The sequence below is a fragment of the Stenotrophomonas sp. YJH_SMC_6 genome, from assembly GCF_059371335.1.
Window position 1 is genome coordinate 137,522 of the sequence record NZ_JCAFUM010000004.1, and the last position, 13,773, is coordinate 151,294.

The 13,773-nt window shown below is 67.5% G+C and carries 10 protein-coding genes; 7 read left to right on the forward strand and 3 right to left on the reverse strand.

Annotated elements, in window-relative coordinates; genetic code table 11:
- Positions 1-88 precede the first annotated feature (88 nt).
- Both AC5P9N_RS05650 and AC5P9N_RS05655 read left to right on the forward strand, forming a co-directional pair.
- Positions 89-1,018, forward strand: coding sequence for an aspartyl protease family protein (locus AC5P9N_RS05650; protein WP_099484475.1), 930 nt, complete (start codon positions 89-91; stop codon positions 1,016-1,018).
- Between the two features lie 67 nt (positions 1,019-1,085).
- Positions 1,086-2,249: a serine hydrolase domain-containing protein gene (locus tag AC5P9N_RS05655; RefSeq protein WP_049419067.1), complete on the forward strand. Its 1,164-nt coding sequence runs from the start codon at positions 1,086-1,088 to the stop codon at positions 2,247-2,249.
- A gap of 28 nt (positions 2,250-2,277) precedes the next feature.
- Here the strand turns inward: AC5P9N_RS05655 and AC5P9N_RS05660 are convergent, their stop codons facing one another.
- The 3 genes from AC5P9N_RS05660 to AC5P9N_RS05670 form a co-directional block, all read right to left on the reverse strand.
- Positions 2,278-2,889 carry a DUF6445 family protein gene (locus tag AC5P9N_RS05660; protein WP_005411225.1) on the reverse strand — a complete coding sequence of 204 codons (612 nt, stop codon included), beginning with the start codon at positions 2,887-2,889 and terminating at the stop codon, positions 2,278-2,280.
- Positions 2,890-3,023: 134 nt separating this feature from the next.
- Entirely contained in the window at positions 3,024-4,673 is a 1,650-nt protein-coding gene (gene groL / locus AC5P9N_RS05665) for a chaperonin GroEL (protein ID WP_005411226.1), read from the reverse strand.
- A gap of 81 nt (positions 4,674-4,754) precedes the next feature.
- Positions 4,755-5,042 (reverse strand): co-chaperone GroES, encoded by a 288-nt coding sequence (locus tag AC5P9N_RS05670; protein WP_005411227.1) that lies wholly within the window; start codon positions 5,040-5,042, stop codon positions 4,755-4,757.
- Positions 5,043-5,354: 312 nt separating this feature from the next.
- On the opposite strand from AC5P9N_RS05670, the gene AC5P9N_RS05675 reads away from it, so the two are divergent.
- The 5 genes from AC5P9N_RS05675 (at position 5,355) to AC5P9N_RS05695 (ending at position 13,707) form a co-directional block, all read left to right on the forward strand.
- Positions 5,355-7,145, forward strand: coding sequence for an endonuclease (locus AC5P9N_RS05675; RefSeq protein ID WP_012481390.1), 1,791 nt, complete (start codon positions 5,355-5,357; stop codon positions 7,143-7,145).
- A 68-nt stretch (positions 7,146-7,213) separates the two neighbouring features.
- Entirely contained in the window at positions 7,214-7,552 is a 339-nt protein-coding gene (gene cutA, locus AC5P9N_RS05680; protein ID WP_012481391.1) for a divalent-cation tolerance protein CutA, read from the forward strand.
- The gene (locus tag AC5P9N_RS05685; protein WP_012481392.1) at positions 7,549-9,921 is read left to right on the forward strand and encodes a protein-disulfide reductase DsbD family protein; all 2,373 of its coding nucleotides are present in this window, start codon (positions 7,549-7,551) and stop codon (positions 9,919-9,921) included. The genes cutA and AC5P9N_RS05685 overlap by 4 nt, the downstream gene beginning before the upstream one ends.
- The gene (locus AC5P9N_RS05690) at positions 9,918-10,481 is read left to right on the forward strand and encodes a TlpA family protein disulfide reductase (RefSeq protein ID WP_005411231.1); all 564 of its coding nucleotides are present in this window, start codon (positions 9,918-9,920) and stop codon (positions 10,479-10,481) included. Before AC5P9N_RS05685 ends, AC5P9N_RS05690 begins: the two co-directional genes overlap by 4 nt.
- 706 nt (positions 10,482-11,187) lie before the next feature.
- Entirely contained in the window at positions 11,188-13,707 is a 2,520-nt protein-coding gene (locus AC5P9N_RS05695) for a PepSY domain-containing protein (RefSeq protein ID WP_208180467.1), read from the forward strand.
- Positions 13,708-13,773 lie beyond the last annotated feature (66 nt).

A 13,773-nucleotide genomic window follows, 5' to 3' on the forward strand; every position in this document is an offset into this window, starting at 1 on the left:
GTCTGTATCAGGACGGTATCAACGCCGATATTCCCGCGATACGGCGCTGCGCGCCAATGGTCACCCATGATCACTGCGGAGACCTGCCTTGCGCCTCATTCCATTCGTCCTGCTTGCTGCCCCGCTGGCTGCGCTGGCGTCCGATTCCCCCGAACACATCCTGCCGATGTGGATGCAGGGCGGTCATCCGGCCGTGGCCGTGTCGCTGGACGGGCGTGCCGAACCGCTGCGCTTCGTGGTCGACAGCGCTGCAGGCGCCACGCTGGTCGATGACCGCGTCGTGCGGCGCTACGGTCTGGGAGATGCGGATGCGGAGGTATCACAGGCCCAAGGGGCAAGTGCAGCCTCCGCGCGGCTGCAGCGCATACGCAGAACGTCCTGGCAGCTGGGCAGTTGGCAGCTGCAGGCCCAAGCCATGAAGGTCGATCTGTCGTCGTTGCCGAAGGACGATGATCCAGCCATTGACGGCTTGATCGGCAACGATCTGACCGGACGCTGGGACACCCGTTGGGACTTCGGCCGCAATCAACTGGCGCTGTGGACACCCGGCGGATTGAACCTGGAAGGACCGGGTTGCCAGCCCAATGCGCTGCCCGGACGCACTGACGACCTGCGCCAGTTCGGCTTCATCATGCTTGCACTGGGCGCGCCCACGGTGGACGCCATCGCCGTGGTCGACACCGGTGCCGCGCAGACCGTCCTCAACGCCGAAGCAGCCCGCGCACTGGGGCTGCGCACCGACGGCAGCGACGCACGGGTGCGGGTGCGTGAAAAGGGCACCGAAGGCCTGGGCGGCGGAAAGCAGGCAACCTGGCTGTACACCCTGCCCGGCATGGCCGGCAACGGCTGGCAGCACCCCTCGATGGAGGTCCGCATCAGCGAACTGCCAGTGTTCAAGGCGATCGGCCTGGAGGGCCGGCCGGCGCTGATCCTTGGTGCGGATGCAATGCGCGGCGGCCAGGTGGACATTGGTGCCGGCGCGTCCCGGATCTGCCTGCGCCGGCCGCAGGCCAGCTGACATCCGGCAATGACGCCAGCGGCAGCCTGGCGTAGCATCGCCGTGCGCCCCACCAGGAGTTCCACGCATGTGCCGTGCTGCCCTGATGTTGCTGACGCTGTTCCCGCTGGCCGTGCTGGCTGCACCTCCCCCGGTACCCTCGCCGGCCCGCATCGACGCCGAAGCGCAGCGGTTGATGCAGGCCGCACAGGCGCGCGGCATGGCACTGGCGGTGATCGACGGCGGCAAGGTGGTGCACGTCGCCGCCTACGGCGAGCGCAATACCGCAGGCGAACCACTGCGCACCGATACGGTGATGTACGCCGCCTCGCTGACCAAGATGGCATTCGGCCATCTGGTCGCGCAGCTGGCGCAGGACCGCAGGATCGATCTGGATGCCAGCATCGCCACAGCGCTGGACAAGCCGTTGCCGGATTATCCGCCCGAAACGAAGAAGTACGCCGACTACCGCGTGCTGGCCGATGATGCGCGCTGGCGCCAGCTCACCCCTCGCCTGCTGCTCAACCATGCCAGTGGCTTTGCCAACTTCGGGTTTCTTGAACCGGACGGCCGGCTGAAGTTCCACTTCGATCCAGGCAGCCGCTACGGCTATTCCGGCGAAGGGCTGATCCTGCTGCAGTTCGTGATCGAACGCGGACGGCTGGGCGAGGATGTGGGTGCGTTGATGCAGCAGCGGGTATTCGACCGCTTCGGCATGACCCGCACCAGCATGATGTGGCGCGGGGACTTCGCCACCAACCTGGCCGACGGCTGGACCATGGAGGGCACCGCCGAGCCGCACGATGAGCGCAGCCGCGTGCGCGCGGCCGGTTCGATGGATACCACCATCGCCGACATGGCCCGTTTCGCCGCCGGCTACGTGCGCGGCGATGGGCTGTCAGCGACGATGCGCAAGGAGCTGGTGCGGCCGCAGCTGCCGATCACCACCGCCAGCCAGTTCCCCACCCTGCAGCCGGAGCTGCCGAAGGCGCTGCAGCGCAAGGACCTGGCGGCCGGCCTGGGAGTGGTGACGTTCCGTGGCCCGCAAGGCGCGGGCTTCTACAAGGGCGGCCACGATGATGCGGTCGGTAATACGCTGGTGTGCGTCGAGCAGCAGCAGCGCTGCGTGGTGATCCTGGGCAACGATGTGCGCGCCGAGGCGACCTTCCCGGCGCTGGTGGCCTTCGTGCTCGGCGACATCGGCGTACCGTGGCAGTGGGAGTACGGCGCAGCGAAGGCATTCGTGAAGTAGATCCACGCCATGCGTGGATGACCTCCCTTCAACGCGCCTGCTCGAAGAACATCAGGTAGACCAGCCGCCCATTCTCCGGCCGGTCGCCGAAGGCCGGGCCGGCGGTATGCCAGAACCACGGGCGCAGCAGCACCAGACGGTTGAAGCGCATCGGGATGCGCATGGTCATTTCCCACTGGCTGTCGTCGACGCTGTCGCGCTCGATGATGTCCCGATGCATGTCGCCGCCGTTGGCGTAGCCCAGCGCAGCCAGCTCGTGGGCGTTCAGCGCCATGCGCTCGGTGTTGGTGCGGCGATGGCGGAAGAACTCGGTACCCCCTTCGCAGTGCTCCGGGGCGCTGAGGTAGAGGATGCCGGACCAGTGCGAATGGTCGGTGTGCACCTTGGCGCGACCCACATCGCTGGCCAGGGTCAGCCGGAACTTGCCGTGCGACTGCAACGGATTGACCGGCCGCAGCGGCTCGTTGACCAACCGCGACGCGGCCTCGGACAGGCCGTCCAGCTCCAGCCGTTCGAGCGAATTACGCCCGGGGAATGCCCCCTCCTGCGCCGGGTAGGTCAGGCCCAGGCCGGCCTGGCGCAGGCCGTGTGCATCGGCTGGAGAAAGGAAGTCGTCGACGACGATGAACGAGGTAGGCATGGTCTGCGAGCGTAGCGACGCGGCGCCATGGCGGCAACCGGGCAACAAAAAAACCCCGCCTCGCGGCGGGGTTTTTCCTTGCATCGGGGAGACGCGCCGGCCAGGGCCGGCAACGTCCGACGCGGGCGTGGACCTTAGAAGTCCATGCCGCCCATGCCACCCATGCCGCCCATGCCACCGGCGCCGCCCATGGCCGGCTCGTCCTTCTTCGGAGCTTCGGCAACCATGGCTTCGGTGGTGATCATCAGGCCAGCGATCGAGGCCGCGTTCTGCAGCGCCGAACGGGTCACCTTGGTCGGGTCCAGGATGCCGAACTGCAGCATGTCGCCGAACTCGCCGGTGGCGGCGTTGTAGCCGAAGCTGCCGGTGCCTTCCTTGACCTTGTTGATGATGACCGACGGCTCGTCACCGGCGTTGGCAACGATCTCGCGCAGCGGGGCTTCCATCGCACGCAGGGCGATCTGGATGCCGTGGTTCTGGTCTTCGTTGGCGCCCTTCAGGCCGGCCAGCGCGGTGATCGCGCGGACCAGGGCAACGCCGCCGCCCGGAACCACGCCTTCTTCAACGGCCGCACGGGTGGCGTGCAGGGCGTCGTCGACGCGATCCTTCTTTTCCTTCATTTCGATTTCGGTCGAGGCGCCGACCTTGATCACGGCAACACCGCCGGCCAGCTTGGCCACGCGTTCCTGCAGCTTCTCGCGGTCGTAATCCGAGGAGGTGTCCTGGATCTGGGTCTTGATCTGCGCCACGCGTGCATCAACGTTGGCCTTGTCGCCGACGCCGTCGATGATGGTGGTGTTCTCCTTGGAGACCTGCACCTTCTTGGCGCGGCCCAGGTCCTTGATGGTGGCCTTCTCCAGCGACAGGCCGACTTCTTCGGAGATCACGGTGCCGCCGGTCAGCACGGCCATGTCTTCCAGCATCGCCTTGCGACGGTCGCCGAAGCCCGGAGCCTTGACGGCCACGACCTTGACGATGCCACGGATGGTGTTGACGACCAGGGTGGCCAGCGCTTCGCCTTCAACTTCCTCGGCCACGATCAGCAGCGGCTTGCCGGCCTTGGCGACGCCTTCCAGCACCGGCAGCAGGTCACGGACGTTGGAGATCTTCTTGTCGTGCAGCAGGATGAACGGGTCATCCAGGTCAGCGGTCTGCGACTGCTGGTTGTTGATGAAGTACGGCGACAGGTAGCCGCGGTCGAACTGCATGCCCTTGACCACGTCCAGCTCGTTGTCCAGGCCCGAGCCTTCTTCAACGGTGATGACGCCTTCCTTGCCGACTTCCTTCATCGCGTCAGCGATGATCTGGCCGATCGACTCGTCCGAGTTGGCCGAGATGGTACCGACCTGGGCGATCGCCTTGTCGTCGGCGGTCGGCTTGGAGATGTTCTTCAGCTCGGCGACGGCGGCCGAAACGGCCTTGTCGATACCGCGCTTGAGGTCCATCGGGTTCATGCCGGCGGCAACGGCCTTGGCGCCTTCGCGGATCAGGGCCTGGGCCAGCACGGTGGCGGTGGTGGTGCCGTCGCCGGCATCGTCGTTGGTGCGCGAAGCAACTTCCTTCACCATCTGCGCGCCCATGTTCTCGAACTTGTCAGCCAGTTCGATTTCCTTGGCGACGGAGACGCCGTCCTTGGTGATGGTCGGGGCGCCGAAGCTCTTTTCCAGCACGACGTTGCGGCCCTTCGGGCCCAGGGTGGCCTTGACGGCATTGGCGAGAACGTTGACGCCGCGCACCATGCGCGAACGGGCGTCTTCACCGAAACGAATATCCTTGGCAGCCATTGCATTTACCTCATTGGTAGCGCCGGACGATGCCCGGCGGCTGGGAGTTTGGGATCAGGTTGAAACAGGTCGCGCCGAGGCTCAGCCGATGACGGCGAGCACGTCGTCTTCGCGCAGGACCTTGTATTCGACGCCTTCGCTCTTGTACGAGCTGCCGGCGTACTGGCCATAGATGACCTTGTCGCCGACCTTCAGCGACGGCGCGCGCACGTTGCCGTTGTCCAGCGGCTTGCCCGGGCCGACGGCCACGACCTCACCCTTGGTGGACTTTTCCTTGGCCGAGTCGGGGATGACGATGCCACCGGCGGAGATTTCGTCGGCTTCGATCGGCTTGACCACAACGCGGTCGTGCAGCGGCTTGATGCTCATAGGAGACCTCTTAAGTGATTGATTGGTCTAAAAAAGTCCGGCGATGTTAGCACTCACCCCAGGCGAGTGCCAGAACCGCACGTGAAGAAACCCGACAACGTCGGGAGCAGGGCAGAGATGGAGCCCCGCCGCCCCCTTTCAAGGGCGGAATGAAAAAATTTTTTCCACCCGCGCGCCTCGGCCAAGGCGTTGGTCCTGGACAATTTCGGTGACAAGCGTCGCACTGTCAGATATCTGACGTTCATTTACGACAAAGTGTCACTGGATCGGCCTTAGGCTCGGTCACGCATTCCCAATCACAAGGAGTAGTCGATGCGATTGCTGTCCCCGCTTGCCGCCGCCTGCCTGCTGGCACTGGCCGCGGCGCCGGCCCAGGCCGAGGTCTTCATCAATGAACTGCACTACGACGACAGCACCGCCGCCGGTGACGTCGGCGAAGCCATCGAAGTGGTCGCTACCGCAGGTGAAGACCTGTCCGGCTACCGCCTCTACCTCTACAACGGCAGCAATCCTTCGGCCGCCACGGTCTACGCCAACAACCCGGTCCCGGCCGGCACCGCCGCCGGTTGCGGCAGCGCCAGCATCGCCGTGGTCAACTACCCGACCAACGGCATCCAGAACGGCCCGAACGACGGCATCGCCCTGGTCGACGCCAGCGGCAAGGTGGTCCAGTTCCTCAGCTACGAGGGCGCCATCACCGCCTCCGGTGGCCCTGCCGCCGGCCTGACCAGCCAGAACATTCCGGTGGCCGAGACCAACAGCACGGCCCCCGGCACCTCGCTGCAGCTTACCGGCAGCGGCAGCCAGTACGCCCACTTCACCTGGGCCGAGTCGGCCAGGCAGACCTTCGGCAGCTGCAACAACGGCCAGACCTTCAGCGGCGGCACCACCCCCGGCCCGAATACGCCGCCGTCGGTGTCCACCACCACCCCGGCGCAGGGCAGCAGCACCTTCCCGGCCGCGGCCGATCTGGAAGTGGTATTCAGCGAGACGGTGAACCTGGCCAGCGGCGCGTTCGCGCTGAGCTGCGGTACCTCCGGCAGCGTGCCGCTGACCTTCCCGGCCAGCGGACGCAGCGTGAAACTGTCCACCAACACCGCGCTGGTGGCCGGTGAAGCCTGCCGCTTCGACATCCGTGCCGCGCGCATCACCGACCTGCAGGGCGCGCATCCGGCCGCCGACAGCCGCATCGCGTTCACCGTGGCCAGCACCGGCGGCAATCCGGACCCGGGCAACCCGGGCGTGCCGGCCGGCTACTACTCCAAGGTGAACACCTCCAGCCCGAGCCAGCTGCGCTGCTCGCTGCACGCCACCATCAAGGGCCACACCGCCTACCCGTACAGCGGCTCGGGCACCAGCACCTGGACCATCCTGGAGATTGCCGACGAGGACCCGAACAACCCGAACCGCATCCTCGACGCGTATCGCAACCGCAGCTACGCCAAGGTGACCGATCGCGCCGGCAGCGGCAGTGGCCTGAAGTACAACCGCGAGCACACCTGGCCGAACTCGCTGGGTTTTGCCACCACCACGGGTGACAAGGGCCTGCCGTACGCGCCGTATACCGACACCCACATGCTGTACCTGACCGATGCACAGTGGAACGCCGACCGTGGCAACAAGCCGTTCGGCAAGTGCGACGCCAGCTGCGGCGAGCGCGCCACCGAGGCCAACAACGGCCAGGGTGGCGGCAGTGGTGGCTATCCGGGCAACTCCAACTGGGTGCGCACGCCGGACGGCAACACCGGCACGTTCGAGGTGTGGGGCAAGCGCAAGGGCGACATGGCGCGTGCGGTGATGTACATGGCGATCCGCTACGAGGGCGGCAAGGATGCAGCCACTGGCCAGTCCGAGCCGGACCTGGAGCTGACCGACGACCGCAGCAGGATCGTCAAGACCAGCAGCTCGCCGGCCTACATGGGCCTGCTGTCGACGCTGATCGACTGGCACCTGTCCGACCCGCCGGATGATGCCGAGCGTGCGCGCAATGACGTGATCTACAGCTTCCAGGGCAACCGCAACCCGTTCATCGACCACCCCGAGTGGGCGACCCCTGGCCTGTTCACCTCGGCCAAGCCGGCCACCTGCCAGCTGGCCAACTGACCGCGCAACGCAGCGGTCCACGGCCGCCGCCGGGTCCTGACCCGGCGGCGGCCCTATACTCGACGGCCATGTCGACCGTCGATCCCGTCCTGCTGCTGTTGACCACCTGCCCGGACCGGCCCAGTGCCGAGCGCATCGCGCACGCGCTGGTTGGCGAGCGCCTGGCCGCGTGCGTGACCCGCCTCGATGGCGCGCAGTCGACCTACCGCTGGCAGGGCGAGGTGACCACCGACGCCGAGCTGCAGCTGCTGGTGAAGACCACCGCGAGTCGCGTCAATGACGCAATCGCCCGGATCGTCGAACTGCATCCGTATGAACTCCCGGAGTGCATCGCGGTCGAAACCCGGGCCGGCCTGCCGGCGTATCTGGACTGGATCCGGGCACAGACCCGGGAGGACACTGATTGAAGACTCTGTTTGCGCGTGGCGCCGCCCTGTGCGCCCTGATGTGGCTCTCGCTGCCCGCCTTCGCCCTGGATGAGAAGGATCTGCTGCCGGTGGACCAGGCGTTCGCGCTGACCGCCAGTGCCCCCGAACGGGGCCAGGTGCAGCTGCAGTTCAAGATCGCGCCCGGCTATTACCTGTATCGCCACCGCACCAGCGTCAAGGCCGACCCGGCCTTCAATGCCGGCGCGCTGCAGATGCCCAAGGGCGACAAGCACCACGACGATTTCTTCGGCGAGGTCGAAACCTATCGCGAGCGCCTGCAGGCCACCCTGCCCGGCACGCCGACCGAGGCCGCCAGCACCATCAGCCTGGAAGTGCGTTACCAGGGCTGCGCAGATGCCGGTGTCTGTTACCCGCCGCAGAAGCGCGTGGTGCAGGTCACCCTGCCCGGCAGCGGTGCACAGGCCGCGGCCCCTGCCGCGCGCGCCGGTGCGGCCAGTCCGTTCAACAACCCGCTGGCCGGTGCCGGCAACAGCGGCGGCCTGCGCCTGCCAGGTGCGGCCAGCAACAGCCAGGCGCTGCCGCTGCCGTCGGAGCAGGCGTTCGGCTTCGATGCCATCGCCAGCGACGGCAACACCCTGCTGCTGCGCTTCAGTCCGGCACCGGGCTACTACCTGTATCGCGACCGCACCTCGCTGAAGCTGGAAGGCAGCACCGGCGTGCAGGCCGGCACGCCGCGCTGGCCGGCCGCGCAATCGCATCGCGACGAGCACTTCGGCGATGTCTCGGTGTACTTCAACCAGGTGGAAGTGCCGCTGCCGTTGCGGCGCACGGTTGCCGACGCGGTTGACGGCACCCTCGTGGTGACCTTCCAGGGCTGCCAGACCGATGGCATCTGCTACCCGCCAATGACCCGCCGGGTGAAGCTGTCGATCCCGGCCGGCAAGGTCAGCGCCAGCGCCGACCAGGCACCGCCGCGCAACGAGGTAATCAGCCCGTTGGCTGCGGCGCCACGCGAAGGCGCCAACGGCGCCCCCCTGCGCCTGCTGCCGACGGTGCCCAATACGGATGCCGCCCCCCCGGCCGTCGCAGGCACCGTGGACGGCAATGAATTCGCCGCCGATGCGCGCGGTGACAACGCGCTGCGTACGCGCCCGCCGGCGACCACACCGAACCCGGACCGTTCGTTCGTCTGGGTGCTGCTGCTGGCGCTGGCCGGCGGCCTGGTGTTGAACCTGATGCCCTGCGTGCTGCCGATCCTGTCGCTGAAGGTCCTGAGCCTGGCGCAGAGTGGCGAAAGCCCACAGCGCGCACGCAGCCACGCGCTCTGGTACACCTTGGGCGTGCTGGTCGCATTCGCGGTGATCGGTGCGTTGATGGTGGGCCTGCGCGCAATCGGCAACGCCGTCGGCATCGGCTTCCAGCTGCAGCACCCGGGCGTGGTGGCGGCGCTGGCCTACATCATGTTCGCGGTAGGCCTGAGCCTGTCCGGCGTGTTCACCCTGGGCGGCGGCATCGGCAACCTGGGCCAGTCGCTGGCCAGCCGCAGCGGCCCGGCCGGTGACTTCTTCACCGGTGCGCTGGCCTGCGTGGTCGGCAGTGCCTGCGTCGGCCCGTTCATGGGTGGCGCGATCGCCTACGCGTTCATTGCCCCGCCGCTGAAGGCGATGACCGTGTTCCTGTTCCTCGGCCTGGGCCTGGCGCTGCCGTTCCTGCTGATCGGCTTCGTGCCGGCGCTGGCGCGCCGCCTGCCCAAGCCCGGCCCGTGGATGGAAACGCTCAAGCACGTGCTGGCCTTCCCGATGTACGCCACTGCGCTGTGGCTGCTGTGGGTGCTGGGCAAGCAGCGCGGCGTGGACGGCATGGCGCTGGTGCTGGGTGGCCTGTTGCTGTTCGCCTTCGGCCTGTGGCTGTTCGAGCGCAACCGCTGGACCGGCTCGCGTGCAGTAACCCTGCTCGGCGTGCTGCTGGCGATCGGCGCATTGGTACCGGCCTGGGGCGTGACCCAGCTGGCAGCGCCGGCACGCGCCGCACAGGCCGCCAGCGACAACGTGGTGGAGTATTCGCCGCAGTTGCTGGACCGCCTGCGCGCCGACAACCGCGTGGTGTTCGTCAACATGACCGCCGACTGGTGCGTGAGCTGCAAGGCCAACGAGCGTGCCGTGCTGTCGCGGCCGGAGTTCAAGGACCTGCTCAAGCGCACCAACGCGGTGTACATGCGCGGTGACTACACCAACGTCGATCCGCAGATCACCACGTTCCTGGAAGAGCACAAGGCCGTCGGCGTACCGCTGTACGTGGTGTACGGCCCCGGCGCGCCGCCGACCGTGCTGCCGACCCTGCTGACCCAGGCGGTGGTGGAGGAAGCGCTGCTGCGCACCGCACGATGAAGTGGCAACGGCCAGCGCTGCTGTGGACAGCGGTGCTGGCCGCCGGCCTCGGCCTGTGGGCCGGGCATCGATTGGCTCCTGCGCCGGTTGCGCCTGAGGCCATGCCAGCGGCGCCTGCTGTGGCGGCTGCGGCACCTGCCCTGCAGGTCGGCGACAGCCTGCCCGCGCTGTCGCTGCCCGATCTTGAAGGCCGGCCGCTGGACCTGCGCCAGCACGCTGGCGGTCGCCCGCTGTTGATCAATGTCTGGGCCAGCTGGTGCGCGCCCTGCGTGGAAGAAATGCCCGAACTGGCGCGTTTCGCACATATCCAGGGCGAGCACGGTGTGCAGGTGCTGGGACTGGCGCTGGATACGCCGGAGGACGTGCGCGGTTTCCTGCAGCGGGTACCGGTGGATTATCCGATCGTGATCGAGACCCCGGGGCCGCGCGATGCCAGCGTGCAGCTGGGCAATACCCAGGGCCTGCTGCCCTACAGCGTGCTGTTCGATGCGCAGGGGCGGCTGGTGAAGGCAAAGCTGGGACCGTTCGCCCACGGCGAGATCGACAGCTGGGTGAAGTGAGGGTGTTTTTTGCAGGGCTTGCAGCCCTGCACCCTGCTCAATGCAACGGCAACAGCCAAAGCCAAAGCGGGCATTCCGTGGGATGGCGGGGCGGTGTCGGAGTGCGGGGACGCTGCAAGTACGTCCCTGTAAGCTTGGCAGCCGCATCCATGCGGCTGACACCCCGCACTCCGACACCGCCCCGCCTCTGACAGATCTTCGCGGCTGTTGGTAGGTGTCGACCTTGGTCGACACATCTGTCAGATATCGATATTCAGAACGGAATCAGACCCCGTGCCGACCAACGGTCGGCACCTACCAAAGCAGAACGCCGTTCCGACAGATCGCAGGAAACTGTCGAAGGCGGGGTGGGTCCGGTTGAGGGGGCGTGAGCCGCATGGATGCGGCGACCGAGCTTACATGGGTGAGGGCGCTTTGCTTGCGAAGCACTGCTTCGCAAGCGCCCGAACGCACAGCCGCCAGCGGCTGGGCCGGGCCCCGGAGGGGTACTTGCAGCGTCCCCCTCAACCGCACCCACCCCGCCAACCCACGGAAAGCCAGCTTTTGACGTTGACGTTGCTCCGGCTTGTAGCGGGTGCAGGGCTGCAAAGCCCTGCAACAAAACCCTCCTTGACCGTAGCCCGTCCGCCACGGAGAATTCCGCGACTAATTCTCATTTGCTGTTGCGCAGGATGCGGGCGGCAGCCTTCCGGGCCCTCCTCCTCCCATGTTCAAGAACGTCCTGTTCCAACTGCACTGGCTGCTGGGCATCACCGCCGGTGCCGTATTGGCCGTGATGGGCCTCAGCGGCGCCGTGCTGTCCTTCGAGGACGAACTGCTGCGGGCGGCCAATCCCGGCTTCGCCGAGATCGCCGAGCACCATGCCGATGGCCAGCTTCCACTTGCGCTCAGCGAACTGGTGCCGCTGCTGCAGGCCGGCGGTGATCGCCCCCTGCAGCGCCTGCGCGTGGACGCCACCGGGCAGCGGCCCTCGGTGGCACGCTTCGCTGGTGGCAAGGAACACTGGGTCTACTTCGACCCGTACAGCGGCGAGCGCTTCAGTGCCTTGCGTGGGCAGGCGTTCTTCGACTTCGTCGAGGACCTGCACCGCCACCTCGCCGCGGGCGAGCGCGGCAAGTGGATCACCGGCAGCTGTGCGATCGCGCTGCTGTTCTTCACCCTGTCCGGTCTTTACCTGCGCTGGCCGCGCCGCTGGTGGCACTGGCGCAGCTGGCTGGCGGTGGAATGGAAACGCAGCGGCCGTGGCTTCCTGTGGAGCCTGCACTCGGTGGTCGGCACCTGGGTGCTGCTGATCTACCTGATGAGTGCGCTGACCGGCCTGTGGTGGTCCTTCGACTGGTATCGCAGTGCCGCCAATACGCTGCTGGGCGTCGCACCGGCCGCCAAGCACAAGGTCGCCACCGGCGCCGCCCTGAACCTGGAGCGCATCGAAGCCACGCTGTATGCCCTGCCCGGCGTGCACACCGGCTACATCGACCTGCGCCTGCCGGAAAAGCCTGGCCAGGCGCTCAACGTACGGGTGATGGCTGGCGATCCGTCACAGCGCGGTGGCCACCATGACCGTGCACATGATCTGCTGCAGCTGGATCCGGCCAGCGGGGCAATCCTCGATTCGCGCCCCTACGCGCGCCAGGGCGCCGGCGCGCAGCTGGCCACCAGCGTGTTCGCATTGCACTCGGGCAGCTACTTCGGCATGCCCGGGCGTGTCGTGGTGATGCTCAGCAGTCTGGCCATGAGCCTGTTCTTCATCACCGGCTGGATGCTGTACCTGGACCGCCGCCGCAGCCAGCGTGCCGCGCGCGGGCTGCGCCGGTCGCTGCCGGTTGCCACCGATGATGGCCGCGCACCTTGGCTGGTCGTGCATGCCAGCCAGAGCGGGCTGGGCGAGCAGCTGGCCTGGCGTGCCGCCGCGCAGCTGCAGGCCGCTGGCCATGGCGTGCAGGTACTGCCATTGGCCCGGGTCGATGCCCCGCAGCTCGCGCGCACTGCGCAGGCATTGTTCGTGCTGAGCACCTTCGGCGATGGCGAGCCGCCGGATGCGGCACGGGGCGCTGCGCGGCGGCTGCTGGCACAAGCGCCCGATCTGTCGGGCCTGCAGTTCGGCCTGCTCGCCCTGGGTGACCGCCAGTACCCGCATTACTGCGGCTTTGGCCGCCAATTCGATGGCTGGCTGCTGGGCAACGGCGCACGTGCGCTGTTCGAGCGCATCGATGTCGATGCCGCCGCGATACCGGCGCTGCGCCAGTGGCAGCAACATCTCGGCGCGCTGACCGGCATCGCCACCGATGACAGCGTGTTGCCGACCGCGACGCAGATGCACGAGTGGCGCCTGCTCGGCCGTCACCGCCTCAATCCAGGCAGCGTGGGCGGCGCCATCTGGCGCATCCGTCTTGCGCCACCGGCCGATGTGCAGTGGCAGGCGGGCGACATCCTGCACATCGCGCCCCGCCACAACGCGCGGCACGCCGCTGCGGTGCTGAAGGCACATGGGCTGGATCCCCAGCAGCCGTTGCTGATTGACGGCCAGCCGCGCACGCTGTTGGCGCTGGCCAGCGAGCGCGAGCTGCCCGATGCCGATGCTGCGCTGGCGGTGCAGGATGCCTGCCTCTGGCTGGCAGGGCTGCCACTGCTGCCGGGGCGCGAGTACTCCATCGCATCCTGTACGGATGACGGTGCGGTCGAGCTGGTGGTACGGCTGGTCCATGACGAAACCGGACGCACCGGCCTGGGTTCGGGCTGGCTGTCGCTGCATGCGCCGGTCGGTGCCAGCATCGTGGCCCGCGTGCACCGCAACCCCGGTTTCCATCGCGTTGGCGGTGCGCCGATGGTGCTGATCGGCAATGGCACCGGCATCTCGGGCCTGCGCAGCCTGCTGCGCGAAGCCGCGCATGCAGGTGAGCACGGGCACTGGCTGCTGTTCGGCGAACGCCAGCGCGCGCACGACTTCCTGTTCGCCGATGAGATCGAAGCGTGGCAGGCCGATGGCCATCTCGCGCGGGTGGACCTGGCGTTCTCGCGCGATGGTGAGGGCGGCTATGTGCAGGATCGCCTGCGTGCAGCAGCCGATGCCCTGCGCGACTGGATGCAGCGTGGTGCGGTCATCCACGTCTGCGGTTCGCTGCTGGGCATGGCCGAAGGCGTGGACCAGGTGCTGCGCGAAGCACTGGGTGATGAAGAAGTGGAAACGCTGCTGGAAACCGGGCGCTACCGTCGCGACGTGTATTGAGCCACAAGGGTAGTACCGGCCGCCGGCCGGCATGATCAGGGGCGTGCCGGCCAGCGGCCGGCATAC